This window comes from Streptomyces sp. NPDC111744 (genome assembly GCF_055634995.1).
Genome location: NZ_JBVKCG010000024.1, coordinates 61,052 through 87,452, shown reverse-complemented (window position 1 = coordinate 87,452; position 26,401 = coordinate 61,052). Strand labels below are relative to the sequence as shown.

The window sequence follows — 26,401 nt, the reverse complement described above, 5'->3', positions numbered from 1 at the left end:
CCGTGCTGAGAGCGCGCTGCACAGCGCAGGGCCCGGAGGTCCGTTGCGGGCCCATGGCGCCGGTACACGGCCGAGCCGCGGGACGCCCAGGTCATGCCGCCGGGAATGAAACCTGCCCTTGATTGTTGAAAACCGCATGAAAAAGATCGGGTTCCTGTCCTTCGGTCACTGGGCATCGTCCCCGCACTCGCAGACACGCTCCGCGGCGGACTCCCTGCTCCAGGCGATCGATCTCGCGGTGGCCGCGGAAGACTGGGTGCGGACGGAGCCTACTTCCGGGTTCACCACTTCGCCCGGCAGTACGCCTCACCGTTCCCGCTGCTCGCGGCCATCGGGGCGCGCACCAGCCGGATCGAGATCGGCACAGGCGTGATCGACATGCGCTACGAGAACCCCTGTACATGGCTGAGGACGCCGGCGCGGCCGACCTGATCTCCGGCGGACGACTCCAGCTCGGCCTCAGCCGGGGATCCCCGGAGCAGGTCGTCGACGGCTGGCGGCACTTCGGCCACCTGCCCGAGGAGGGCCGGACCGACGCCGACATGGCACGCTCGCACACCGAACGGCTGCTCGAGGTCCTCACGGGCGAGGGCTTCGCTCAGCCCGACCCCAACCCGATATTCGCCAACCCGCCGGGGCTGCTGCGCATCGAGCCACACTCCGAGGGGCTGCGGGAGCGCATCTGGTGGGGATCCGGCTCGAACGCCACCGCGGTCTGGGCGGCCCGGCTCGGGATGAACCTGCAGAGCTCCACGCTCAAGGACGACGAGAGCGGCGAGCCGCTCCACGTCCAGCAGCGCAAGCAGATCGAGGCCTATCGCGAGACCTGGCGGGCCGAGGGCCACGCCCGCGAACCCAGGGTGTCGGTCAGCCGCAGCATCTTCGCACTCACCGACGACCGGGACCGCGCGTACTTCGGCAGGGAACGCAATTCCAAGGACCAGATCGGCTACATCGACGCCAACACGCGAAGCATCTTCGGACGCTCCTACGCCGCCGGACCCGACGTGCTGGTCAAGCAACTCGTCGAGGACGAGGCAGTCGCCGCCGCCGACACACTGCTGCTCACCGTGCCCAACCAGCTCGGGGTCGACTACAACGCCCATGTGATCGACAGCATCCTGACCCATGTCGCTCCGGCCCTCGGCTGGCGATGACAGCGGCCTTCGCCGGTGTACGGCAACGACGGACGGGCCCCTCCGGGTGACACATCACCGGGGCCGAGCCGTTCGCGGCAGGCGTGGCGGAAGAACTGACCGCCCGCCGGCGTGACCACCATGCGCGCAGTCCGAGCCGACCAGCGGGGAGGCCCAGGGCAACTCGTGTACGAGAGCACGCCGCGCCCCGAGCCGGCCGACGGCGAGGTCCTGGTGGCCGTGCACGCCGCCTCCTCACCGACGGTGCGCTCGCCTGGGACGCCACCTGGACCGACAGTTTCGACGGAGCCGGAAACGGCCGGACGCCGATCGTGCCCTTCCACGAGGTCAGCGGTGTGGTGACCGGGCTCGGTCCGGCGGTGGATGACCTCACGGTGGGGAACGAGGTGTACCGGCTGACCCCGTTCACACGCGACGGGGCCGCCGCCGAGGACGCCGCCGTCCCCGCGCGGGTGCTCTCGGCCAGACCGGCAGGCCTGAGCCACACCGATGTCGCGGCGGTTCCCGCTGGCGGCGCTCACGGCCTGGCAGGCCCCGATCGGCAACGCCGCGCCGGCATCCGGGCAGCATCTGCTGATCCACGGCGGGGCTGGCGTCGCCGGCTCCCTAGCCGTAGATCGCCGCGGCGCTGGACGCTCGCGTGACCGCGACCGCCGCGGGACCTGTAGTTCGTCGCCAGGCTCGGCGCGCACCGGGTCCTGGACTACGCAGGCGACCGCTTGTAGGAACATGTGCACGACGCCGACATCGTGGTGGACACGGTCGGCGCCGAGACACGGACCCGATCATCCGACTGCGCGGGGACCGAGAAACGCCGGGGTTCGGTTCCACCGATGCCGTCGGAAGCGACCGCCGTACCCTCTTTCCGCCTCACTCCCTCAGTGAGCCTCGGCGTATGCCTCACGGATGCTGGCGGGAACGCGGCCTCGCTCGTTTACCTGAAGGTCGTTCTCCCGCGCCCACGCCCGCAGCTCTTCAGCACTCGGCCCCTCCGACGCCTGCCCCTGCGAACGGCCCGTACGCTTGGTGCGGCCTACCTTGCGACCACCGGCGATGAACGGTGCCAGCGCCTCGAAGAGCTTGTCGTAGTTCTCCGAGACTAGGTCGATCTCGTAATTGACCCCATCAAGCGAGAACGTGTGGGTCTGCACTTCTTTCGATTCCGCGCCGGTGAGGTCGTCCGTGTACACGGTCACAATTTTCTGAGCCATGACCGGATGTTACCAGCTCGTACTTTCGCCGATTCCCGTGCACATACCGCACACCCCGGCGATTGATCCGCGACTTCGGCACTCCAGCCCCGCGCTTTGTTCACTTTTCTACCGATTGCAAGGGCGCGCTATTGTAAATATAGCGCCGACCGAACGATTACCCTGTCGTACCTTTTTGCGTGACGTGCATGGATTCAGTTCGATGGTCGCGGCCGGGGAAAATCGATTTGCACGGCGTGAACGGAACTGCGCCGACTCGCGGCGGATGAGCGCCCCCGGCAGGAGCTGGCAAGACAGGCGCGGTCGTCGCAGGTCTAGCGACTCAGCAGCCCGCAGCCGCCTCGGACCTGACGGACCGCAGGTGATCAACAGCTCGCCCCGCAGACGGAACCTCGCCGGATCCCTCACTCGGCAGACGTCGTCCTCAGTCACCCCGTCAGAGCCCGGGCGGCATCACCGTCCCTTCACAACCGGTGCGCAGTGAACCAAGAGGGGCCACCGGCTGGACCTGCAGACTGGCGGCCGGCGACCGGGCCCTGGTTCGTCGGAGCCTTCGGCGCCGCCGGGCACGGCGAGTACGACGTCGGCGCGACCTGGCCGGGGGCCGGCCGCGCGACCAGCTCGCCAACGCCTCTTCGGCACGCACCTGTTGCACCTCGTGAAGGACAGTCCGACCGTGACGGTCGAGGCGGTGGCACCGCGACTGCTCAGTCGGCCGGGTTCGCGAGCCCGCCGGTCGATACGCCGGCAGCCGGCTTCCGCACTGTGCCTGCGGGAAAGACACGTTCTTGGCCGAAGCCGTGCTCGTGCGCTTCGCTCGCGGGCCTGCTGCGGGGAGCACGCACCAGCACACGCTTCAACCAGCGGTCGGTCCCGTCGTAGCGCGGACGGAAGGAGACGCGCCCGTGCACCATGACGTCGTTGTCGATGATGAGCAGGTCTCCCGGGGACATGGAGACGACGGCACCCTGCTCCTCGAACGCGTCACCCAGCCGTTCGAGGGATCGGATGACTTCCTTCTCCTCGGTGAGGAAGCGGGTGTACGAGGGGTCGTACCGGACACACAGGCCGTCGGGGCTGTCCCATACGGTTGCCATTCCCTGGGACTCCATGCGGGGTGCGCCGTGGTCGCCGTAGCTGTCGTCCGGCTCTATGGCAAGCAGCGGTGATCGGAGCAGCACCATGTCCGCGGGATCGAGAACGACATCGCGGATGGATGCGAGCCGGCTGCCGACTCCGTCCGGGTTGCGCACACAGGCGAGAAGCAGGAAGTCGGCGCGTTCGGGATGGAAACCGTCTTCGGTGTGCCAGGCGAGGGACACGATACTGCTCGCGCCGATCTGCATGTCTTCGCATCCCTTGCTGGGGAGGATGTTGTGCACAACTCGTCCGTCCTGCTGTTCCGCCCAGCCGAAGACGGCGCCCAGTGTCTCGGCCGCGAGAGCCAGCGTCACGTCGAATTCCGCGGTTCTCCGCGGATCGTCCTGCGACCAGTGGGCGGGCGTCGGACCGACGTGGTCCAGGCCGACGAAGAGGCCTCTGACCATGCGGAATCCGCGGGCCGGGCAGGGCGGCGCAACGGTGTTCCCGAGAGCGTTGCGCAGCGAATCGGGCAACCGCCACTCGGGGCGGTTGAGAACGGTGTTGCCGAGGGCGCCCGCGGCGACTCGGCCGCGGACCACCTCCTGAAGACGGATCGCGGTCTCGCTGGGGACGAGGTCGATCTGCGGGGAAGACATGGATGATCTCCGTCGGACTGCTGGGTGCGGGTGTTGGGTGACGCGCGTCGGCGTGGGAGACGGGGCAGTTCTGACCCGAACGAGCCCGAGTTGGCCATGTCGGATCGCCCGGCACCCCGAGTCGAAGGCTGCCGGTGGGGGTCTGCGGGGGTCAGGGAGAGGCGACGAACGAGGCGCGTTCGGGATCGCGTGTCGAGGCGGCTGCTGTTCCGGTGCCGGAACGTCCGTGGAGTTCCACCACGAGCATCGCCAGCAACACGAGTGCGCCTCCGGCGGTCTGCCGCACGGACAGGATCTGACCGACGAACAGACCGAACGCAGTTGCAAACACAGGTTCCAGCGTCATGATGACGGCGACCCGCTCAGGGCTCAGCCTGGTCTGCGCCCACGTCTGGACGACCAACGCGGCGGCAGTGGCGAGCACTGCTGTCCACAGCACCCCGTACCAGGAGTCCGTGTCGGGCGGGATCAGGTGCAAGCCGCCGGGTACCGCGGCCATCGTCGCGCCCGCCGCCACGGACACCATCTGTGCGAAAGCCAGCCCGTAGGGATCACGCCCCGACGCCCACGCATCGGTGCCGAGGATCTGTACAGCAATGCAGACGGCGCAGGCCAGGGTGAGTAGTTCACCTGGTCCGATGCTGAGGCCCCGCAGGGTCAGCAACGCCAGCCCAGCCGTCGCGAGTGCCGTCCCCACCCAGGTCGCGGGGGTGATACTCCGGCGCAGGACGAGGGCCGACAGCAGAGGCGTGAAGACCACGAACATGCCGGTAACAAACGCGGACACGGTCGCCGAGGTGTAGCGCAGGCCGTACACCTGCAGGGTGTACGAGGTGCCCAGGGCCAGGCCGAGCACGACGCCCCGGACCCAACCGGCGAGATCGAGGGACACGACAGCCCGGGGTCGCAGGACGGCCAGGACGAGTGCCCCGACCGTGAACCTCGCGGCCATGAAGTCCATGACGGGCATACGCCGAGTCGCGTCCTGGACGACCAGAAAGGTGGATCCCCACACTGCGGTGACCGCGACCAGCAGGATCATGGCGATCAGGCTGCCCCGGCTGGGCTGCTCCCGCCGGGGCGGATCCACGATGCTCACAACGGCAGTTCGCGGGCCGCCGCTTCCGCCCTCGTCGACCGCGGGCGTCCGGCTTCCTGGCGGGTGTGGCGCTTCTTCCCCCAGGCGCGCTGTCTGCTCGAGCGGCAGCCCCTCCCCGGTATCCGCAGGGAGTGCCCTCTCTAATTCACCAGGTGTCGTGCTCGTCGTGTGGTCATTGCTGGCCAAGGTATACGGCTCTCGGATAAGGGGTCCCGTGACCCACAGGGAGTCGTCTGCTTCTGTTCGTTCGCTGGTGCAGCGTTCCCGGATAACTCCGGGATCCGGTACAAGCAAGTGCGGCCACCTGCACCACTGCACTTCGGCCACAAAAAATTGGATCTCCAGTTCGTCGCTCTTCATTACTTGAGCAACTGGATCGTTGCCGTCCGTTGACGGCCGGTCAACCGTCTGCGCCGGACACAAGGCCACAGGTGCAAGGGGTCTGCCTCGAGAGGCACCCTTGACCCAAAGGAGCGGCGAGACATCTGTCGATTCGGAACACCGATGCCGGACGCCCGGAGACATGTGCCGACACTGTCGACCGCGCCGCGCTGTCGCGGCGCAGGCCCTCTCAACGCCCGTTCCGGCCAGCGCGCCGGCCGCGACGCCCCCGATCGCTGCGCAACGGACGCAACGCCTGGTGACCGGCCTCCGACGCGGCATCCGCAGAGGAGAAACCCCCGGGGACCGGAACGCGCGCCGGCGTGTGCATCCCGGCGGGCGCAGTCCCACCGGTAGGTGCGGGCGCGTCCTGGTGCCGGCCATTCCTGTGGCATGGGGGATCAGGCGCGCGCAGGCAGCGCAGACTTCCTCGACGCTCCACACACGTCCGGCGGCCGGATCGTGCCGCGTGATCAGGACGGTGCCGCCGACGCGCAGATTCCTGATGCCGGGGTGGGCGGCGCAGCCCTGCACCCGGCGCTGACAGGGCGCGTTGAAATAGGTTTGGCGGCGTTCGCGTGCGCCACAGCCGACGCCCGTTGAGCAGCGTCGTCACGCGTGGCGGGCGACATCCTGCGCCCGGGAGCGCTGCAGGTGACGGCCGTGGAGCGGTCGCGGCGACCGACGAGCCGCACCGTCCGGCATCGCCCCGACGGGGAAACCAGCGGACCTTTCGCTGTACACAGAAGGACGGTGTCCCCATGCGAACCCGCCCTCACGCGACCGCGTGGGAGGGGCGCCCAACGACCTCGGGTCCGTGCTGGCGGCCGACTCTCACCGAGCCCTCGCTCTCCAGTCGTCCAGCACCGCGTGGGAGCGAGACACTCCCGCGCGACACGGTGAGACAGGCCCGGGCCACGGCGCACGGTGCACCTGACTCAGGCGTTCTTGATCGCCGAGATGTCGAAGTGCAGCTTGATCTTGTCCGAGACCAGCACGCCCCCGGTCTCCAGGGCCGCGTTCCAGGTGAGGCCCCACTCGGAGCGCAGGATCTCGGCCTTGCCCTCGAAGCCGACCCGCTCGCTGCCGAACGGGTCCGTGGCGGCACCGCTGAACTCCAGGTCGATGCTCAGCGGCCTTGTCACGCCGAGGACCGACAGGTCGCCGGTGATCCTGAAGTCGTCCCCGCCCAACGCTTCCGCCTTGACAGAACGGAAGGTCATCACCGGGAACTCGCCGGTCTTGAAGAAGTCCGCGCTCTTGAGGTGGCCGTCACGGTCCGCGGACCCCGTGTCGATGCTGTCAGTCCTGATGTCGATGGTCGCCGTGGAGGCGGCCGGATTGCGGCCGTCCAGGTGCAGGCTGCCGGTGAAGTCGTTGAACTTGCCCTTGACGTTGGTGACCATGGCATGGCGCGCGACGAAGCCGAGCGTGGAGTGCGAGGGGTCAATGGTGTAGGCACCGCTCACGGCGGCGACGCGCGGGTTCACGGCTGCTGCGGTGGTGGCGGTCCGGGTGGCGCTGTTCCTGCGTCCAAAGATGCCCATGGTCTGGCTGCTCCTAGGGGAAGAAGTCGCTCGGTCCGGTTCGGGCGAGCTCGTTGAATTTTCAACGAGCTGAACGCTCCCGGACCGCCTCCCTATTCCATCCGGATTCCATCCGGCCTGCGACACGCATCACAGGCATGCCCGAAGACCGGACCTCCTCCGCCGCGTTCGCCGTCGAGGCCGGGCGACTGGAGGTGGACCCACTACGCATCGAGGCCACCAGCCCACGCGAAACGGTGATCCGCAGTAAGTCGTCAGGCGGCCCGGGCGGTGTCCGCCTGCGCCGCCGCCCGGGCCGCCGCGCACCACCGAATCAGTGACTCGGGCAGAAGATCTGCCCGACATACTCCCCCCTCCTCCTTCGGCGGGCCCCCACCCGCACCCCGCAGAAGACTGGCCCCCGCGTCGAGAACTCGGAGATCTCCGAATGCTCGACGCGCCTCGGCCAACCACTGGCATCGCACATCGGTAAGGATCCATAGAAGAATGAAGTCGATATTCAAGACTCGGGCACGTGCGGCCGCGATCGTCTGCACGCTCGCGGGCGCACTCACCGTGGGCCTCGCCGGCTCGGCGTCCGCGTCCTCGGTCCCCGCCTGGCAGCTGGAGGTCTGCTCCTGGGGGAACTACCAGACCAACATCTACTGGGCCAACGGCGGGTTCATGGGCGTCCCGGCCGGGCAGTGCCAGACCGCCCACTGGCAGCGCACCAGCGCCACCAGCTACATGGTCCATATCGATGCCTACGTGAACAACGGCGGCTATCTCACCGGCGGTGACGTCAATGTCGCCCAGGGCGCCGGCCTGGCCTCCGGCGGGGACAGCAGCGCCCCGTACACCTGGTGGTTCTGACTCGACCCCGCGATGCCCGCCATCGGGATCCGGTGCCCCTCGCCGCAAGTGCGGGGGGGCACCTCGGCCCCGGATCACCCGCGCGACGCGCGCCGACCGCAGCGCCCCGACGGCTCCGCAGCACTTCGGAACAGCCGACAGCCCTCCTGCACCCCGAAGGACAGGCAATCAAGCAGCCCCAGGCGCCCGCTCACGTCCGGTGAGAGGGTCCTGACAGCACGAAAAGGCAGCCTTTGGAGAAAAGCGGGGCAAGCAACCACCGACGGCCGCCTCTCGAAGCGGAACTGCATTCCAATCGGCTGTATGGCACAGCACAAAGTCGATCACCTGACACGCGCCCAAGAGAGCGTTCTCCGCTACATTCGCAAGCAAATCACGGACACCGGATCCGCACCCACACTCCAGGAGATCGGCGAGGCTCTCGGCATGCGCAGCCGAGGAAGCGTCCACTATCAGCTCGTCGAACTCGAGATGAAGGGCGCCATCATCCGCATCCCGGGCCGCCACCGCGGCATCCAGGTCATGTGACCGAACAGGGGCCGGCCGGACTCCGCCCGACCGAACCCGTCGCGGCCGCCCGGTGAGGACAGGAGGTCGATCCCGCATCCTCGGTCGTCCCCTCACCAGAGCACCCGGCCGCCGCCCTGACCGCCGGCTGTCACGAGCACGGGCCCAGGGAGGCCTGCGCAAACGCGAGGGTGACGCTCCGGCGCAGACGACGGTCCCCAGGGCGAGACTCCCTCGAAGCGCCCCGCCCCCGGGGCCGCGTGCAGGTTGGTGACACGTCTGCCGGCAACCGAGGTTCCTGCCGGTGTCGTTGTGCTGCTGAGTGTGTTTTCCGGCGGTCGCCTGGTGGTGTGTGTGGCGCCAACGGGCGGTCCTCGCTGCACCGGACATCCGCCTCGTGGATGGGCGAACCCTCGCGGGGCACGGGACCGCCGGCGCCCGGCCCGGCCCTCACGCGGTGACCGAGGTCCCACGCCGTCGCCGGTACGATCCCGGCACCAAATTCCCTGACACACCTACGGGTTGGGACAACGGCGAACACAGTGGGTCCCACGCGTAGTATCAAGGTGACGTCCCTGCGCAACTGTTACGGCGCTGCTTCAGGGCGCCAGGCAAGACGGCCACACCTCTGAATCCCGCACACGCCGCGCGCTTCACGCCCGCAGCGGTAGCTCAAGAAGGGGGGAGCGCATGTCCGAAACCACTGCCGCTGTGGCCGGTCTGGCCTCGCAATACCGCACGCAGGTGACCGAGGACCCGAGCGGAACCTGACGGAACAAGAGCGCATCTCTCACGAACTCGAGGCTCTCCAACGCAAGTTGGCCTCACTCCAGCAGGACCATGCAGTGCTGCTGACCATCCGGCAGGCCCTGGGCACCTCCGACCCCGCCGCCGCACTGGCCCACCAGCGCACGGGCGCGGCGGCCGCCTCGTCCAAGAAGGCCGCACCGGTGAAGGGCAGCGCCCGTCTTCCGGAGTTCGAGAAGACTTCCGGTCGCGTCCCCGGCCAGGACCGTGCGAAGGCTGCCGTCAAGGCATCCAAGGCGTCGGCCTCACCCTCGCTCGTCGATCTCGTGCGCGCGTACGTGTCCGCCCGGACCCAGCCTCTTTCCGTCACGGAGATCGCGTCCGCGTTGGACGAGCAGTACCCGGAACGACACATCCAGATCCCTGTCGTACGCAACACCCTTGAAGCGCTCGTGGCCAAGAACCAGACCCTGCGCAGCAGGCAGGGCCGGTCCGTCTACTACACCGCCCCCGACCCCACCGACGCACCCACCTCTGCCGAGGCATCCGCACCGCAGTCAGACTGATCGGACGTCCCCAGGCGTGACCCGCGCACACATGCGCCGCCCGGCGCTGTGAAGGTCCCGCCACAAGACGCCGTCTCAGTCTCTGGAGGCCTCCTCCATGTCTCCGTCCCATGGACACGCGTTGATCACGCGGACGACCGGGGCCGTGTCGGGTGGACAGTGTCGCTCACCTTCCTGCACGTCACGCCGTACCGGGTGACGGCCCTGGCCGTCCGTCTGCACGTCACCCCGACGCCGAGCGACCGAGCACACCCGCAGGGCCCGCCCGGAGACGACGAACCGACGGACGTGACCTGACATACCGCCAAAGCTGCCCGAAAGGCTCTTTGTTCGCTAGCGGAACATAATTACGATCATGCCATGAACAGAGCTGCGAAGACCGTCGTGGCCGGCGCCGTCACGGCGCTGCTCGTCACCGGCGGGTTCGGCGCCTACAACTTACTGCACGAACTGACCTCGGTCGGCGACGACGGGACAGGGTCGGCATTCGACCCGGCGGCGGTCTCGAAGACGCCCCCCTCCGGCGACAAAGCCGAGGAACTGGCGAGGACCTTTCTCGGGGACTGGTCCGAGCAGCATCTCGCCGCCGCCGCCAGCGACACCGACGAACCCACGTCGGCCGTCTCAGCACTGAACGACTACGCAAGCGGACTGCACCTGAAGAAGCTCTCTTTCACCCACATCCACTCGAGCGGCCCCTCGACCGTGACCAAGGGCGCAGCCAAGGTCGACTTCGACGTCACAGCCCAGGTCGACGGCGGTACGTGGAACTACGCGAGCGCGATCGCGGTACGGCAGAGCAACAACGGCGCGACCGCTGTCCACTGGAACAACTCCGTGCTCTATCCAGGCCTTCAGAACGACCAGTCGCTCACGGCAGGGCAACTGCCCCCCGGAGCCGGCGACGCGACCGTCGTCGCCGGCGACGGCAAGACCGACCTGTCCGCCTACCCCTCCCTTCAGGACATCGTCGCCACCATCCGCAAGAACGCCCCCGCCAAGGGCGGCACCCCCGGCACCGGTGTCGCCGTGGTCGACGGCGACGGTGCGGGCGTCGCGACGGCCGAGGTGTTCCACAAGGGCAAGACCCCGGCCATCAAGACCACCATCGACGCACACCTGCAGCAGGCCGCCGAACGCGCGGTCAAGGACGCCCACCTGCAGAACAAGGCCGCCGGCGCCGTCGCCCTCGACTGGAAGACCGGACACATCCTCGCCCTCGCCCACACCGGCGACGACGGCGACATCGCCATCGACGGCATCAAGTCACCCGGCTCCACCATGAAGATCATCACCTCGGCCGCGCTGTTCGACCAGGCCGGACTGACCACCAACAGCCCCGCCCCCTGCACCGACTCACTGGTCGCCAACAGCCAGACCTTCCACAACGACGAAGGCGTCAAGCCCGCCCCAGGCGCCACCATCACGCAGGCGTTCACCGTCTCCTGCAACACCTCCTTCATCAAGGACGGCTTCAACTACCTCGTGCACGACGGCGACGCCTCCGCGCTCAACAAGGAAGCCACCGACGTCTTCGGCATGGGGAGCTGGTCCATCGGCGGCGGCGTCGCCACCACCGACCCGAGCATCCCCGCCGACATCCAAGGCAGCGACCAGGCAGCCCAGTTCATCGGTCAGGGCAAAGTCACCGCCACCCCCCTGTTCATGGCATCCGTCGCCGCCACCGTGCGCAACACCGGCTTCGAGCAGCCGATCATCCTCCCCGCCCAGCACCAGACCACCGCACCCGAGCGGATATCCGCACGCACCGCGGGATACCTGCAGACGATGATGCGCAGCGTGGCCACCGGCGGCACCGCCGCACCCCGCCTCCACGACCTGCCCGGCGTCGGCGCCAAGACCGGCACGGCCGAGGAGGGCGACCACACCAACGGATGGCTCACCGCGTACAACTCCCACATCGCTGTCGCAGCCCTCGTCGAAGGCGGCACCTCGGGCGTCGACTCGGCCGGATACGTGGTCAGGCAACTGCTGACCACAAGCTGAGCCTTCGACGCCCACCGGCACACACCCACCACGCTCCTACTGTGCGGACGAGCAGCGGCGCACGGTCCGCCTCTGCCGTGCGACGCGGCACTGCCCGCGTGAGCGGGCACCCTCACCCAAGGACGCCACCAGCGAAAGAGGTCCACCATGCCCACCCCCGGTTTCCCGCCGGCCACACTGGATTTCGAGGGACTGCCGGCCTGGATCGGTGACCTGGCCTCCTATGATCCGAACCACAGCCTCCACGTGGTGCGCGGCATGGAACCGGCGCAGGCGCTCCGGACCCTGCGCGCCGAGGCGGAGTCGATCAGGTCCTGCACACTGCCGGACAGCAAGCCGAACGATCGCTTTTCACTCCCCTTTGCCGCTCTGGGGGTCCAAACGCAGAGCGCTGCCGTACTGCTGGCCGGACGGATCGGCGAGTGAACCTTCGTCTACGACGACTCCGGATACACCTACGACGGCTCGGCGGAGGCCCTCTCCGGTGACGGGCGGACAGCTGTCACGACCGTGTCCACCATCAACGGGGACGCCTGTCTCACCTACGCCGTCGACGGCGAGGAGGTCGTGAGCATCAACCCCGACGACCTCTCCTTGGAGAGAGACCTTCCTGGCATGCCCGCCGAACTCAGCGCGGCGTTCGAGGCAGCCGGAACCGTCGACTGGGAAGAACTCGAGCCCGGAGAAGCCGACAGCCTGATCGGCATGCGGGCCACCTGCGCTCCGGCAGGACTCGTCCTCACCCTCGACGACATACGCCGGATCCCCCTGCTGATCGCGCCACTCCACGAGCCCGACTGACGATCCTCACTCAGCCGTACGGGGACGCGGCGCCGGACACCAAAACTCGAGGATCGCGCCGAAGCGCCTGCCGGCCGTCCGGCATCGATCACACCTTCCCGTACGGCTCCGCGAGGAAGCCGTAGGCTCGGCGCGATCACGAACGCCCGCGTCGCAGGCTCCGGTGGGTTTCAGTCCCCTGCCGAGGAGGCCGAGGTCGTGGACCCCACGGCACCAGCCTCTTGGAGTAGGACACGGCCTAGGGCACGCGCCTCGTCCGGGCTAAGCGCCGCCCAGACCCCGGGCACTCCGCCACGGGCCTCCCCAACGGCCAACGCGATCCGGTGGACAGGCCGATCCGGGCGGCCGATCCGCAGGCGCCGCAGCTCGATCCTGCGCCCGCACCCGGTGACGAGGGGGGCGTCGTCGGCCCAGCTCTGTTCACCTTCGCGTAGCGACTCGTCCTCCACCGTCGCCATCGGTCCCACACTCCTTCATCGCCGAAGCCAGGTCATCCCCAGCGGCAGCCGTATTGCGGCCACACCTACCGGGCCGCGTGTGAAGGTGGAGCGCTCGATGCATAGAAGATTGTTCCCGCCGAGCATGCGCTCACGGACAGGACCGGACGCTCAGCGCGCCCGCCATCGGCGAATGCCGACCGACGGCGGGCGCGCACAGCAAAGACTCGCGGCCAGACCGGACATGTCCGGGAAGACACGCGAGCCCGGATGCTCCAGGGGGATCCGCAGCGCCCACAGTCCGCAGTTCCCGCCCACCAGGGACGGCGAGGCCGACACGAGCAGTGCGTGCTTCGTACAAGGTCATGTCGAAGTCGCGCAGGGTGGCGAGGTCGACGACAGCCCCGCCGTCGGAAACAAGCTGGGCCGCCAGACGGGTTCCGAAAAGGTCGCCATGCGGCCGACACGCAACAACTCGAACGAGGTCGGACCGGTGCGCGTCCACCGCCAGACCGGCTGGTTCTCCCGCCGGACGGCATGTGCTCGACCGTCACACGGCGGGGTCTTCGATCGGAAGGGGGCCGTGGTGGCGAGCCACGGGCTGGTTGTACAACACCCTCAGTCCTCGGGCGGGATGTCGAGCATCTGCCGGTAGCCGGCCTCGGCGGCGTCCTGCTCATGAGGGTCGCTGCCGTCCTCTTGCCACGGCTTGAGGCCTTTGGCCACCATCTCGCAATAGCCGAGGGCCGTCACCACCTTGCGCAGGTCGCCCAGGGCTGCGGAGCGGCAGGCCAAACCGATCTTCATCACGATGCCCCGCAACGGGCCGTCCTCGGTACCCGCATCCTGGTCCAGGCGCATGCGCAGCACTCGTTCGGCCTCGGCCAGGACATCGGTCAGGACGCCGTCCCCCATATCCGCGCACACGCCGGTCAGGGACGTCAGCCACAGGTCCGTGTGCGACTGCAGTACCTGCTCGGCCGACCGAAAATCCATGACCGACCCGCGCGGCATCGAGCCCTGGTCGGCGTGGGTCACGACGCCGACCCACTCGGGCAGGCCCTCCGCATGCGCGGGGCACAGAAAGACGAGCCAGGCCGCACCGCTCCCGTCGTCCAGAACAGGACCTTCCCGGAGCGTCGAAGCATTGGCCAGGCACTCCGCGACCATACGCAGGGCGGTCGGCTCACGCCGAGGGAACAGCCGCTGGACGGTGAACGGCATGCGGGGTCCTCCGCCGGCTCGGTCTCGATGTGAGTGGCAGACCACGACACCAGGCGGCGGGATCAACGGCCGACTTGTCGTGGCAGCGCAGACTGGCGGCGGTTGTGGCGATATCCGCACGACGGAGCGCAGCGTGTCCCGACGCGCTTCGAAGGAGCGCCAGGTGCGGCCGCCGCATCCGGCCAGGACATTGTTTTACGGCCGCTGCCTGACGCCCCCCTATTCCAGCAGAGACGACCAGCGCCTCCCGCGTACCGGGGCGTCCTGCGGACATCGAGGCGGGCTTCGTTCCCCTTCGTACACAACGGCAGTGCAGGAATGGACACATGACTCCGGGGATGCTGCGGCTCAGCCGAGCGGCGTCCCGCCGTCGGGCGCGGCCGATGCTGCGGAGCACCGGCCGCGCCCTCAGGTCAGAAGGTCATGCTCCAGCGATCGAGATAGCCGGGCTCGACGGTGAAGATGCCGGGGGTGTCGTCGCTGACCCGAAGCTTCCAGGTGCCGTTGGCAGGCACCGTGGAGGCGTCGACGGTGTATGTGGCGCGGATCTCGCCCTCGCCGGTGTCCCAGTACCAGGGCTTCACCGGGATCTCCGTGCCGTTCTCGCTGACCAGCGTGACCACCTGGCCGCCGACCCACTGATGGACGAGGTCGATGGTCACCTTGAGGTCCGCGGGCGCGTTGCCCTTGCGGCCGGTCACGATCAGCGGGGACTCGATCGTCTGCCAGTTGGGGATGTCGAATCGGGCGGGGTTTACGAAGTTGCGCCCGCCGGAGACGAGGACGGGCCAGTCGAAGCGCACCGTCAGCCTGGCCTTGCGCTGGGCGGTGTTCCGGACCGTGACAGCCGCCTTGAAGGTGCCGGCCTTCTTCGGCGTTCCGCTGATCAGCCCGGTGCGAGCATCGATGGACAGGCCCTTGGGCAGACCGTGCGCCGCGTAGGAGAGCCGTCCGGGGGCGGAGCCCACGGCCTCGATCTGGCGTGTGGTGGGCTGGCCGACGGCGACAGGCCGGGTGGAGGGCGCCGTGACGGCGATGTGGTGGACGAATCGGGCACCGACGTTGACGGCGGCCCAGGCGTTGCCGACGGCTTCGTAGGAGGCGCTGCCCTGCCCGAACAGGTCCGCGGCCGCCTGGAGGGTGGCGGTGCGGGCACCCGCGTAGTCGGTGGTGCTGGTCATGTAGGTGGTCAGGGCCTGGTACCAGATGTCCGTGGCGTTGGTCAGGCCGATGCCGGCGACCGGCAGGCCGTCGTAGGTGGGGCTGTCGTAGGCGACGCCGTTGATGGTCTTCTTCCCGCTGCCCTCGGACAGGAGGTAGAAGAAGTGGTTCGCCGGGCCGGAAATGTGGTGGACGTCCTGCTTCTTGAGATCCGGGCTCCAGTAGTCCGCGGACGTGCCCTTGACGGGGTCGGCGTCCTTGGAGGGCTGGTCCATGTAGCGCAGGGGCTTGCCGGTGCCACGGACATCGGCGAGTTCGCCGATGGTGTAGTCGGGGACGTCGGCGGGGCTGTTCGCGAAGAACTCCACGGCGGTGCCCATGATGTCGCTGGTCGCCTCGTTGAGGCCGCCGGACTCTCCGGTGTAGACGAGGCCGGCGGTGGCGTAGGTGACGCCGTGGGTCATCTCGTGGGCGGCGATGTCGAGTTCGGTGAGGGGGTTGGCGTTGCCCAGGCCGTCGCCGTAGGTCATGCAGAAGCAGAGGTCGTCCCAGTACGCGTTGGCGTAGCCGTCGCCGTAGTGGACGCGCGAGGACGCTCCGACACCGTTGTCGGCGATGCCGTTGCGGCCGAAGCGGTCCTTGTAGAAGTCCCAGGTTTCGCGCTGGCCGTAGGCGGCGTCGACGGCGGCGGTCTGGCGGTCGGCGGTGGTTCCGTCGCCCCAGATGTCGTCGTCGTCGGTGACCAGGGTGCCGTTGCCGCCGCCGGTCAGGTCGTAGGTCTTGTGCCCGCCGCGGTCGGGGTCGGTCAGTTCGTAGACACCGTTGTCGTCGACGGTGCCTATCTCGACCTGGCCGCTGTACCGGCTGTTTCCGGTACCGGAGTTGATCTGTTCGGTGCTCTGGAGCCGGTTGCCGGTCGTGGCGTCGGTGACGACGTCGAGGCGGCTCGGTGTGCCGTCGGCCTGGGTACCGGTGACGTAGGACTGCCAGGCGAGGGTGGGCCTGGTGCCGTCCATGAAGACGACGAGCCGGGGCCCCCCGGTCGTGGCCGGGCCCTCGGTGCGTTGCTTCTTGGCCGCGGAGAGGGCGGACTTCTTCGCCTCCGCGGCGCTGAGGGCGGCCTTGGTCGTGGGGAGAGTGACCTGTGCGGACGACGACTTGGTGACGGTACGGCTGCCGGCCCGCTCGTGGACCACCAGGTCACCGCCGATGACGGGCAGGCCCGCGTAGGTGCGCTCGTAGCGGGTGTGCACAGTACCGTCGGCGTCCTTGATGACGTCCTTGGGTATCAGCTTCTCCTTCGCGCCAAGGTGCAGGGCGCGGGCGGTGGTGGTGCGCCGGTCGGTCGCCGACTCGAGCAACTGCCTGCGCTGCCCGGCGGAGAGGGTGTCGGGGTGCGCACCGGGCCTGGCCTTGGCGACGATCTTGCGCGGTGCCGTGTCGCCGTCGGCGGGCGCGGCTGCGGCGCCGGTGGCGGGGAGGAACGGGGTCAGCAGTGCGGCCACCGTCACGGCGGCGGCCGCGAGGCGACCACGTGCGGCGCGCCCGCCGCACTTGGGAGAGGGGTTCGGGGGTGATATGGCGCCCGCGGGAGACGGGTGGCGGTTCACTCGTGCAGCTCCTTGTGCCCGGCCGGAAACGGCCGCTGGGACGGGGAACGTCGGAGACCTTCGTGGTCTCCGGGAGGTTGCGTGCGGCCGATTCCCGCACGTCGCGTTGGATCGTGTCAGCGCGTCCGCTCACTGTCACCACTGCGGAGATCATTGTCCGAAATCCGGCGACCGCGGCAGCGCCCGGCTTCCGCGGGGCCATGGCAGTCACGTGCCGATTTACCGTCCGGCAACAGGGCGATTACCTCGCGAGCGAATGTTTTCAGCCAGGTCGACGCACGCGGCACAAGGGCTTGTTGGTGAGGTTATGGGAGGTTTCCTCATTGGCCAGGGCAGCCGACTTGTCGCAGTCAAGGGCGAGCTGAAGGCTCGACAGATCCGCTGTAGCCATCTTTTCGAGCCAGCGCTCCCAGGGCCCCGGCTCCGGCCCCCAGGCCTTGGCCGGCCGGATCCCGGCAGTCGGCTCCCCCTCGTCGCCCCCCCGAGCCGCATGGAAAGGCGAGACCAAAAGGGAAGAGTCCTTTCCCGAAAGTACAGTAGGCGTTCGAGAAATAAAGTGTAGTGGACATGCCATAACATCTCATCGGGCGTACCAAAACCCATCATTTGACTGCGAAACGGCTCGACCGCCGGGCGTTCGGCGACGAATCCGCCAGAAGTGAAGCCCCCCTCGAAGAAGGAAGCTGAACACTCAGCCCCATCCCCCGGCCCCAGACATATTCACTTCCTGGGAATTCAGGTACGCTTCCCGCGGGTCTTGAGGCGGGGTTTCTGCGCGCAAGTATCCGGTGATGCGGAACGCAGGCCTCGACCGAGAAGTAACGCATACGTCCTCCTTTGCCGAGCTGGAACGGCGCTTTGCGCCGCACTCCTGACTTCGCGATGCCTGGCACAGCATTCGCTCTCCTCGGCGAAGGTCGGCCGGCTTCGCGGAGAGATGAACGAAAACCAAATTCCTGACGGACGCTGGCCGTGTAGCCACCGCCCGGAGGGTGGGCACCGCCTTTTCCATGGAGCTTGCGACCCCTCATGAAAACGCGTGGATCGACAATTCGCAGGAAGCTGACAGCGCTGCTGCTGCTCCCCCTGATGTCACTGGCCGCAGTGTGGGCCTACGCCGCATACCTTTCCCTGGGCAACGCCCTGACGCTTGCGCACGTCAATACGATCGGCACCCACTTGGCCCATCCCCTGGGCCACGTGGTCATATCCCTCCAGGTCGAACGGCGGGAATCGCTGATCCGGCTCGCCGCGGGAAAGACCTCCGCGGACAAGGCGTCCGTGGGGAAGGCCCCGGCAACGGCCGCGGACGACCTCCAGCAAAGCCGTGCCGCAACCGACAAGGCCATCGGTGAGTTCACGGCAGAGGCGCACAACAACAGCGTGCGAGACGACGAGACCGCACGTGTGCGTAAGAGCGTCGACACCGCGGAGCACGCACTCGGCTCCATCGCGCAACTGCGACACGGCGTCGACACCGGAAAAGCGCCCAGCACCAAGGTGCTCGCCTCCTACTCCGCCATCAACGCAGCGATCTCCGACGCGTTCCGAAGCATGACGATCCTGCCGGCCGCCGACGCCCAGGACCTCGGACTGGCGCTGTTCACGCTGGTCCTCTCGGGCGACTCCCTGTCACAGGAAGACGCACTGATCTCAGCGGCGGCCGCCGGCCCCCAGCACCGACTGGACCCGGAGGCGTACAGCGCCTTCGTCCAGGACGCCGGAACCGAGCGCTACCTCAACGCCCTCGCCATGCCCGGCCTGCCCCCGGCCCAGCGCGCCCCGTTCGAGAAGCTCGCCGCGGACGGCGGCCCGCTCCAGCAGGTCATGGCCATGGAACAACGCGTCATCGCGGCCGGCCCCGGCGCACGACAACTGCCGTTCTCCATCAAGCAGTGGCGCGCCGCGTACGACCAGTCCTGGACGACCAGCAACGAGTTGGCCCTGGGTGACATCGACGTCGTCTTCACTCTCACCGACCCTCCGGCCCGTCATGCTCTGGTCGAACTGCTCACCGCCGGACTGCTCGGGCTCATCGCGCTGGTCGCGTCGGTGGCCATGTCCGTCAAGATCGCACGTTCACTGGTGATGGACCTCGGCCGACTGCGTGAGTCCGCCCGCAACCTGACCGAGGACCACCTGCGCGACGTCGTCGGCAGGCTGCGCCGCGGCGAGAGCGTGGACGTGGCCGCGGACATGACGCGCCCCGAGTTCGTCAACCCCGAAATGGCCCGCCTGGGCGACGCCTTCCACGCACTGCAGCTCACAGCCGTCGAACTCGCCCATGAGGACATCCGCCTCTACCAGGGCATCAAGGACGTCTTCCTCAACCTCGCCCGGCGCAGCCAGGGCCTGGTCCACCGCCAACTCGGTGTGCTGGACGCCATGGAGAAGCGCGAGACCGATCCCGAGATCCTCAGCGGCCTCTACCGCCTCGACCAGCTGGCCACCCGGCTGCGCCGCTACTCCGAAGGCCTGATCATCGTCTCCGGTGCCGCGTCCGGACGTATCTGGCGGCACGCGGTCCCCGCGGTGGACGTCGTCCGCGGCGCGGTCGCCGAGACCGAGGACTACGCCCGGGTCGTCGTCCTGCCGGTGCCCCCCATCGGCATCAAGGGCCAGGCCGCAGCCGACATCATCCATCTGCTCGCGGAACTCATCGAAAACGCCCAGAACTTCTCACCCGCCGACAGCGAGGTGCGGGTCAGCATGGGCACCGGTGCGAGCGGCGTGATCGTGGAAGTCGACGACCGGGGCCTCGGCATGCGTGAGGACGCCCTCCACGCCGCCAACGCACAGATCAACTCACCGCAGGACATCAGCCTCCTCGACAGCACCCACCTGGGACTGGTCACCGTGGGCCGCCTGGCCCGGCGCCACGGCATCAGCATCACACTGCGCCCGTCACCGTTCGGCGGTGTTTCGGCCGTCGTCCTGATCCCTTACTCGCTGGTCGAAGAGAGCCCGGCCGGCATCGAGCCGCAGCAGCCCGCAGACACGGGCAAGGCGCACCTGCCCGCGCGCACCTTCGGGCAGCGCAACCCGCACGCCGCCACGGCCCCGCCGACCGCCGCCCGGGAATCCAGCGACGTCGACCACCACGACCACACTCCTCTCGGCTCCTGGAACGACAGCGCACCGGTTCCGTCACCCGATCCCTGGCCGGTGTCACACCCGGTGGACGCCGACACCGATGACGTGGTCTGGCACGCCCCGGACCGCACCTCGCCGACCGCACCGCCCGACATGATCGACGGGCTGCCTCGCCGAGTGCGGCAGGCCAACCTCGCCCCGCAGCTCATGGACGACTCATACGCGCCCGCCGGAAGGGCTCCCATGGACTGGGCCGAGTCATCCGGCACCGGCCGGCCGGCCCCGGTCGACGGGCCCGCGCAGCAGCGGGTCACGTCGTGGTTCGGTCCCCCAGGAGAAGCCGGGTCCGACGGCAGCCGGCCAGTCCCCGCGAGCACCGGCTGGGAGGTCGACCTGGCCGCGGACGGCTCCGACACGGAAGCCGGCCGGCCCCCGCAGGTCCGCTCGCTGATGGCCGCGCTTCAACACGGCACCGCACGAGGGCGGAGGGAGCATTCCGACACCGGTGTGTCTCCCGTCCCCGGCCTGTCCACCGGCGATCACTACCAAGGAGATGGAAGGTTCAGATGACCCAGCCGATCGTTGCCGAGGCCTCCTCCAATCTGGACTGGCTCCTCAATGACATGGTCCAGCGCGTGCCCGACATCGCCCACGCCGTCGTACTGACGACCGACGGACTGATGGTGGCCGGGTCCGACGGACTGAGCCTGGAGCACGCCCAGCAGCTCTCCGCGGTCGCCTCCGGATTCCACAGCCTCGCCAAGGGCGCGGGCCGCCACTTCGGAGGCGGCGCCGTCCGCCAGACCATGGTGGAGATGGAGGCCGGCTATCTCTTCGTCTGCTCCGCGGGCGACAACGCCTGCCTGACGGTGCTCACGCCGGAGGGCTCCGACATCGGCGCGGTCGCCTACGAAATGGCGCGTCTGGTCAAGCGGGTAGGCCAGCACCTGTCCGTCAACACCCGCGGCCAGCAGAAGCACGGCATCGGCTGATGACATGAGCGACAGCGATTGGGTGGACGACGGGCCGCTGGTCCGTCCATACGCCCTGGTACGAGGACGTACCCGGGCTCGCCACGACGTGTTCGACCTGGTGGCTTTCGTGGTCGCGCTGGTGGACACACTGCACGGGTGGATCCACATCGAGCCCGAGCACACCCGGCTCCTCGGCCTGTGCCGCCACCCGGTGTCGGTGAGTGAGCTCTCGGCCGGCGCGAACCTGCCGATCGGTGTGGTCAGGGTCCTCCTCGGCGACCTGCTCGACATGGGGGCCATCAGGGTGCGCGAACCCAGCGAGCGGCCCAGCCCGCAGCTCATCAGAGAGGTCCTCACCGGCCTGCGGGCCCTGTGAGCCGGATCATCCGCGCCGGACGGCGCCGCTACCCGACATCCTTCGGCTGAGAAATGGAACGGTCATGAGCAGAATCGTGCCAAGAGGCAAGACGCCGCCGCTTGCCCCGGACGACCTGCCCCAAGCAGTCAAGATCCTCGTCGCGGGAGGGTTCGGGACCGGGAAGACCACCCTCGTCTCGACGATCAGCGAGATCACCCCTTTCCACACCGAGGAAGCTCTCACCCGCGCAAGCATCGGCATCGACGACACCTACGGGGTGGAGCTGAAGGCCACGACCACGGTCGCCATGGACTTCGGGCGCATCACCATCCACGACAAGCTCGACCTGTTCCTGTTCGGCACCCCCGGACAGGACCGCTTCTGGTTCATGTGGGACGAGCTGGCCGCCGGCGCCCTGTGCGCGGTGGTGCTCGTCGACACCCGGCGCCTGCCGGTGTCGTTTCCGTCCATCGACTACTTCGAGCGCCGGAGACTGCCCTTCGTCGTCGCCGTCAACTCCTTCTCCGGGTCACGCACATACCCGGAGGAGACGGTGCGCGCCGCCCTGGACCTGAATCCGGACGTCCCTGTCGTCATATGCGACGCGCGTCAGCGCCGGTCGGTGAGGGATCTGCTGATCAGCGCGCTGGAGCATGCGCTGGCGATGGAGGAACGCGCTGCACCGGGTGAGAGGACTTCCTGACGACGGTGCCGAGCCGGACAGACGGTGCCTGCCCCTCGACACACCAGTGCGCGATCACCGCGGTGTACGGCGACCGACTCCGGCGCGGTCACCGCTCTGATCCGCCAAGCGGCGCATGACCCGAAGCCCGCCCTCGCCGGCACCATCGCCGCCAAGACGACGGGCCGGGTACGTCACGACGAGTTGCGCGGTCGTCTCACCCGTGTCGTGGGCGAACCTCGAACTCCGTCGGGTGGCGGGGAGCTGTCCCCCGCCACCGGCGGTCACGGGGCCGGCGGCCATTCGTGCGGCCGGTCCGCGACCACGCGGGCGTGCGGGCCGACGCGTGCGTCGTGGAAACCGGCCGTCGATGATCAGAAGCCGCGGAAGACACCGTCCTCGTCCGCAGCCTCGACGAACTCTTCCCAGTCCATGTTGCCGATGGAGATGTTGTTCTCGATCGCCGACAACTCTGCGACCGTGACGCGCAATTCGTCATGCCCATGCTCTGGCGTGTCCTCGTCCTCCTCGTCGAACGGCTGCACCGCGAGCAGGGGCATGCCGGGCGCGGTGAGGGCGGTCTTGTCGGCCACGATCATCAGGAAGCCCCCGGGAGGCGCCAGTGAGACGACCTCTTCGGTGGTCAGATCGCTGTAGGCAGGATCGTCCACGATGTGAACATTGGCGACGAAGTCCTCCTCGTCCGGAGTGGTGGCGGCTGTACAAAGTGCCTGCCACGCTGCCTGATCGGAAAAGTCTGTACGGATCAGCAGGGTGTTCTCCGTCTGCGGCAGGCTCTTCGGCATCTCTCTCCTCATGCGGTGTTCGACGGGCACCGGGCGGTCGAGCCAGGTGCGGGGTGATCTGGGTGGTGGGGTGGCTGCCAGGACCGGCGGGCGATCCGTCGCTCGTTCAGACAGCCGGAATTGGGGCCCCCGCGGTCCGTGCCCCAGGTCCCCGCCAGCCGGCCGGCATCCGACGATTCCCGCCATCCGCAGCAGGACGGCGTCGTGCGCCAGTGTCCGCGCTGTGAGCGTCCGTCCCGCTTCCATGCTCCGGTGTCCGGCGCACACCGGCTGGTCGAGGACCTCGCCAAGCGTGGTGCGGCCAGCGGATGAGAGAAGCGGCGGGAGGGAGCGCCGTACTGAACCCACAGCTCGACTCGCCTCGTCGCTCCCGCCTACGCCCGCACGACAGGATGCCACGGGTGCGACCGGGCCAGGAGCCGCGGAGGACATCGTCCTGCCGTCAAGTGCCTGGTGGGAGGCGCTTTGTGAGCTCTTGCACGACGCTGCGGCACTACAAGGATCGCCCTATGGGCAGCTTGTGTGCCCGTAGAGGCATGACCCGGTCCCGCGCCTGCGGCAGTCAGCCCACGGGTGATGTCGTACAGGTGATCGTGTCCGGTGAGACGGAGTCCTCGTCGCACCGTGCCAGACCGTGACAGTTTCCGATCAGCAAAGAGGTCGCATGTATCGAGGCAGGTCCGGCTCCGTGGTCGTGCTGGCGGGAGCGCTCGCTCTGACGGCGTTCACCGCGCCGTCCGCGGAGGCATCGTCCACGGGCGTCAAGGTATCCGACCTGGTCGTGAACAACGGCAAGGCCGTCGTCGTGGGTACGTCTGCGGAGGTGACGCCGGAGGTCACCTTCCACCTCACGTGGCCCGCGGGCCCGAAGCTGGCGGACGTGGACGCCGATCCGTTCCTCTATCACGGCACCACCGCCGCGAAGGGCGCGAAGGAGGGCGGCATCTACCTGCTCAACGCCTACTGCGCCCCGGACGGCTCGCATGCCGCCGACTGCGACGGCCTGCTGTCCGTCGAACCCCGCCACACCCTCGACTCGAACAGCGACGCCACCGGCTGGACGGTCGCCGTCGTGACCCGCGTGTGGGGCAGCGGCGGCAGGCTCAAGGGCGAGCAGATCCTGACCGGCCTGGGCACCGTCCACGTCAAACGCGCCGCGCGCGCCACCGTGAACGCCTCGCCGGAGCCAGTCGCCAAGGGCGGCAGGCTCACCGTCACCGGGACGGTCACGCGCGCCGACTGGGTCAAGCACAAGTACACCGGCTTCGCCGGCAAGTCGGCACAGTTGCAGTTCCGCAAGGCCGGCACCGGCACGTACACCACGGTCAAGACCGTCAGGACGAACTCGGCCGGCGCGCTCAAGACGACGACGACCGCCTCGGGCGACGGCTACTGGCGCTGGGCCTTCAAAGCGTCCGCCGCCACCGGCGGCGCCGCGTCGACACCCGACTACGTCGATGTCAGGTGACGGCTGACCCGCGTCGGCGGGGCCGGAGACACCGCTGAAGGCCGACCGAAAGCACGAGGACAGCGGCGGGGCGGGCTCCCCTGGCTGGCGTCGGCGCGAGAGCACGTCCCGGGGGCGTACGACGGCAGACCGTTCCTAGAGACTGAGCGGGAGTGAGTCCTGTTGCCAGGATTCATGCTCAGCCGAACGCCCCGGACGGTGTTGGGCGTTCTGGTCGACCGCGTTCGCGCCGCGTCCGGCGCCGACGGATCGTGTCCGTGGTCGGGGGATGCGGGGGCGGTGTCCCTCACGCCCCGGGGCCACCGAACTGGCCTGGACGGTCCGATGCCCGCATCCATCGCTCTGGTGGGTGCGGGGCGGTGCCGTCCGACGCCGGATCGGGTGTCCCAGGGCGCGTCTTCCGATCGCCACGGCGGCTGCGTCGTGGCGGGTGGTCTTCCTGTTGGTACTGGTGAGGGGTTTCTGCCAGTGCTGGGGCGCCCACCTGCTGGTGTAGGCGGGGTCACGGCGATGACGGGGATGCCGAGTTCGGCCGCCATGGACACGAGCCGGGCCCGCAGCCGGGAGGTGGGCAGGCCGGAGATCAGCTTGCGGAACCGCTTCTTGCGGCCGTGCTTCTCCCGGGTCTTCTCCGTGGTGAAATCGAGGTCCTCGACGGCGACCGCGAGACGATGGCGTCTGGCCCAGTGCAGCAGCCAGATCAGGGCATGCCTGACCTGCGCGTCACGATGCGGACCGGTGCCGCTCTGGTCGTAGCCGAACCGGCACGGTTCGCCGACCGGGTTGCCGTGCCGGTCCAGGCGGCGAGGTGGTCGGCGTTGGTGTCGACGCCGACCAGACCGTTCGCGCGCCGTCTCCAGCGGCACCGTCTGGACTGGTGGGAGGGTCCAGAACGCGGTCAGGTACCAGCGGTCCCGGCCTGTGTCTTCGTGGATGCAGTAGGCGACGGCCCGGTTCGCGGTGATCCGGTCGGCCCATTGCTCGCCCCGTTGCGTGAAGGACACCTTTGCGGCGAGGACGTACCGGCCGTGCGGGACGTTGGCCATATGCGCCAGTGGCGCGGGGAGCTTGAGGGAGACCTCGCCGCCGGGGGTGACACGGATGGTCTCGTTGCCGTACCGCTTCCCGGACTCGCCGTCGGCCTGGAGAAAGCGGCGCCCGGCCTGCCACCGTGTGCGCCACTCCTCCTCGGTCAAATGCGCCTGCTCCAGGTGGTGGCGGGTGGTGAGCAGCCGCTTCCCGCCGCGCACCACGTGCACGACACCGGCCTGCCAGTCGGCCTGTGCCGCCTCCAGTCGGTCTTTGAGGACGTGCAGGCGGCGGGACTTGGCGTGCCATTCCTTGCGGGAGCGGTAGCCGCCCGGAGCGTGTTTGCCGCCCTTCTCGCCCAGGGGCAGGGACAGCCGGTGGGCGATCGTCGCGATCCCCGCCTGAAGGCTGTGGATGTGCGCGAGCTGACCACGCCGGGCGAGCGCCCACTGGTCGTGGGTGGCCTTCGTGACCGAACCGGCCCAGCGGGACGAGGACTCCCCGGCAGGACACGTTTGCGCCGCGCCCACTGCTCGCTGTCGTGGTCCGGTCCGGCCGGGCACCTGGTCTTCAGATCACGGGAGGCGAGTGCCCCGAGGTGGTCACCGACCAGGCCCAGCACCTTCACGTCGTCGCCGGCCAGGCCCTTGAGCCGGGTACGGACTGCGACCCCCGAAGGACCGGGCACCACGAACGGCGCCGCCACCGCCCGCACCCCCGACCCGGTCCCGTCAAAATCCGTCACCCCACCCAACGACCACCCACGGTAAAGGTCACGCATTCGACGCAAGAACTCCCGTTCCCTGCCTTGAGTGAGCCTGCCAGTGCCCGCAAGGCCCACTCATGCGCGCCAGAACGCGTTCAAGCGCCGTCGATCCCACCTGCTCACAACCCTCGGTGGTCTCTGCCTCCGGGGGGGCGTATGAGGCAGAGACCACCGTGACC

20 protein-coding genes and 3 pseudogenes are annotated in these 26,401 nt (G+C 68.7%); 14 read left to right on the top strand and 9 right to left on the bottom strand.

Going from position 1 to position 26,401, the window contains the following annotated elements; translation table 11 throughout:
* Positions 1–136 precede the first annotated feature (136 nt).
* Positions 137–1,157, top strand: a pseudogene (locus tag ACZ7OO_RS36260) (LLM class flavin-dependent oxidoreductase).
* 878 nt (positions 1,158–2,035) lie between these two features.
* Here ACZ7OO_RS36260 and ACZ7OO_RS36255 read toward each other — a convergent pair.
* The 3 genes from ACZ7OO_RS36255 to ACZ7OO_RS36245 all read right to left on the bottom strand — a co-directional run bounded on the left by ACZ7OO_RS36255 (position 2,036) and on the right by ACZ7OO_RS36245 (position 5,206).
* Positions 2,036–2,368 (bottom strand): histone-like nucleoid-structuring protein Lsr2, encoded by a 333-nt coding sequence (locus ACZ7OO_RS36255; protein ID WP_471511588.1) that lies wholly within the window; start codon positions 2,366–2,368, stop codon positions 2,036–2,038.
* 707 nt (positions 2,369–3,075) lie between these two features.
* Positions 3,076–4,107, bottom strand: coding sequence for a TauD/TfdA family dioxygenase (locus tag ACZ7OO_RS36250; RefSeq protein ID WP_471511586.1), 1,032 nt, complete (start codon positions 4,105–4,107; stop codon positions 3,076–3,078).
* A 151-nt stretch (positions 4,108–4,258) separates the two neighbouring features.
* A complete protein-coding gene (locus ACZ7OO_RS36245) occupies positions 4,259–5,206 on the bottom strand; it encodes a DMT family transporter (RefSeq protein WP_471511584.1) in 948 nt (315 codons plus the stop codon).
* Positions 5,207–5,980: 774 nt separating this feature from the next.
* Between ACZ7OO_RS36245 and ACZ7OO_RS36240 the strand changes: the two genes are divergently transcribed.
* Positions 5,981–6,190, top strand: a complete 210-nt coding sequence (locus tag ACZ7OO_RS36240; RefSeq protein ID WP_471511582.1) for a hypothetical protein — start codon at positions 5,981–5,983, stop codon at positions 6,188–6,190.
* A 335-nt stretch (positions 6,191–6,525) separates the two neighbouring features.
* Here the strand turns inward: ACZ7OO_RS36240 and ACZ7OO_RS36235 are convergent, their stop codons facing one another.
* Complete coding sequence (locus ACZ7OO_RS36235; protein WP_471511580.1) at positions 6,526–7,134, bottom strand: YceI family protein; 609 nt, start codon at positions 7,132–7,134, stop codon at positions 6,526–6,528.
* Positions 7,135–7,620: 486 nt separating this feature from the next.
* Here ACZ7OO_RS36235 and ACZ7OO_RS36230 point away from each other — a divergent pair, with 486 nt between their 5' ends.
* From ACZ7OO_RS36230 to ACZ7OO_RS36200, 7 genes are all read left to right on the top strand, one after another.
* Positions 7,621–7,986, top strand: a complete 366-nt coding sequence (locus ACZ7OO_RS36230) for a hypothetical protein (RefSeq protein ID WP_471511578.1) — start codon at positions 7,621–7,623, stop codon at positions 7,984–7,986.
* Between the two features lie 303 nt (positions 7,987–8,289).
* Positions 8,290–8,514 carry a LexA family protein gene (locus tag ACZ7OO_RS36225; RefSeq protein ID WP_471511576.1) on the top strand — a complete coding sequence of 75 codons (225 nt, stop codon included), beginning with the start codon at positions 8,290–8,292 and terminating at the stop codon, positions 8,512–8,514.
* Positions 8,515–9,338: 824 nt separating this feature from the next.
* Entirely contained in the window at positions 9,339–9,806 is a 468-nt protein-coding gene (locus ACZ7OO_RS36220) for a hypothetical protein (RefSeq protein WP_471511574.1), read from the top strand.
* Positions 9,807–9,965: 159 nt separating this feature from the next.
* Positions 9,966–10,103 (top strand): hypothetical protein, encoded by a 138-nt coding sequence (locus tag ACZ7OO_RS36215; RefSeq protein WP_471511572.1) that lies wholly within the window; start codon positions 9,966–9,968, stop codon positions 10,101–10,103.
* Between the two features lie 63 nt (positions 10,104–10,166).
* Complete coding sequence (locus ACZ7OO_RS36210) at positions 10,167–11,813, top strand: penicillin-binding transpeptidase domain-containing protein (RefSeq protein ID WP_471511570.1); 1,647 nt, start codon at positions 10,167–10,169, stop codon at positions 11,811–11,813.
* A 147-nt stretch (positions 11,814–11,960) separates the two neighbouring features.
* Complete coding sequence (locus tag ACZ7OO_RS36205) at positions 11,961–12,239, top strand: hypothetical protein (RefSeq protein ID WP_471511568.1); 279 nt, start codon at positions 11,961–11,963, stop codon at positions 12,237–12,239.
* 84 nt (positions 12,240–12,323) lie between these two features.
* On the top strand, positions 12,324–12,614 hold the full coding sequence (locus tag ACZ7OO_RS36200; protein ID WP_471511566.1) for a hypothetical protein: 291 nt from the start codon (positions 12,324–12,326) through the stop codon (positions 12,612–12,614).
* A gap of 668 nt (positions 12,615–13,282) precedes the next feature.
* Here ACZ7OO_RS36200 and ACZ7OO_RS36195 read toward each other — a convergent pair.
* The 3 genes and pseudogenes from ACZ7OO_RS36195 to ACZ7OO_RS36185 form a co-directional block, all read right to left on the bottom strand.
* A pseudogene (locus ACZ7OO_RS36195) lies at positions 13,283–13,405 on the bottom strand (NADPH-dependent oxidoreductase); the annotation flags it as partial.
* 264 nt (positions 13,406–13,669) lie between these two features.
* Positions 13,670–14,275: a hypothetical protein gene (locus ACZ7OO_RS36190; RefSeq protein WP_471511564.1), complete on the bottom strand. Its 606-nt coding sequence runs from the start codon at positions 14,273–14,275 to the stop codon at positions 13,670–13,672.
* 413 nt (positions 14,276–14,688) lie between these two features.
* Entirely contained in the window at positions 14,689–17,046 is a 2,358-nt protein-coding gene (locus ACZ7OO_RS36185; protein ID WP_471511562.1) for a M4 family metallopeptidase, read from the bottom strand.
* A gap of 1,089 nt (positions 17,047–18,135) precedes the next feature.
* Between ACZ7OO_RS36185 and ACZ7OO_RS36180 the strand changes: the two genes are divergently transcribed.
* The 4 genes from ACZ7OO_RS36180 (at position 18,136) to ACZ7OO_RS36165 (ending at position 22,174) form a co-directional block, all read left to right on the top strand.
* On the top strand, positions 18,136–20,709 hold the full coding sequence (locus tag ACZ7OO_RS36180) for a sensor histidine kinase (protein WP_471511560.1): 2,574 nt from the start codon (positions 18,136–18,138) through the stop codon (positions 20,707–20,709).
* Positions 20,706–21,131 carry a roadblock/LC7 domain-containing protein gene (locus ACZ7OO_RS36175; RefSeq protein ID WP_471511558.1) on the top strand — a complete coding sequence of 142 codons (426 nt, stop codon included), beginning with the start codon at positions 20,706–20,708 and terminating at the stop codon, positions 21,129–21,131. Before ACZ7OO_RS36180 ends, ACZ7OO_RS36175 begins: the two co-directional genes overlap by 4 nt.
* A gap of 4 nt (positions 21,132–21,135) precedes the next feature.
* On the top strand, positions 21,136–21,489 hold the full coding sequence (locus ACZ7OO_RS36170) for a DUF742 domain-containing protein (protein WP_471511556.1): 354 nt from the start codon (positions 21,136–21,138) through the stop codon (positions 21,487–21,489).
* A gap of 64 nt (positions 21,490–21,553) precedes the next feature.
* A complete protein-coding gene (locus ACZ7OO_RS36165) occupies positions 21,554–22,174 on the top strand; it encodes a GTP-binding protein (protein WP_471511554.1) in 621 nt (206 codons plus the stop codon).
* Between the two features lie 353 nt (positions 22,175–22,527).
* Here the strand turns inward: ACZ7OO_RS36165 and ACZ7OO_RS36160 are convergent, their stop codons facing one another.
* A complete protein-coding gene (locus ACZ7OO_RS36160) occupies positions 22,528–22,959 on the bottom strand; it encodes a DUF6924 domain-containing protein (protein WP_471511552.1) in 432 nt (143 codons plus the stop codon).
* A gap of 664 nt (positions 22,960–23,623) precedes the next feature.
* Between ACZ7OO_RS36160 and ACZ7OO_RS36155 the strand changes: the two genes are divergently transcribed.
* On the top strand, positions 23,624–24,427 hold the full coding sequence (locus ACZ7OO_RS36155) for a hypothetical protein (protein ID WP_471511550.1): 804 nt from the start codon (positions 23,624–23,626) through the stop codon (positions 24,425–24,427).
* Positions 24,428–24,562: 135 nt separating this feature from the next.
* Here the strand turns inward: ACZ7OO_RS36155 and ACZ7OO_RS36150 are convergent.
* Positions 24,563–26,237, bottom strand: a pseudogene (locus ACZ7OO_RS36150) (IS200/IS605 family accessory protein TnpB-related protein).
* Positions 26,238–26,401 lie beyond the last annotated feature (164 nt).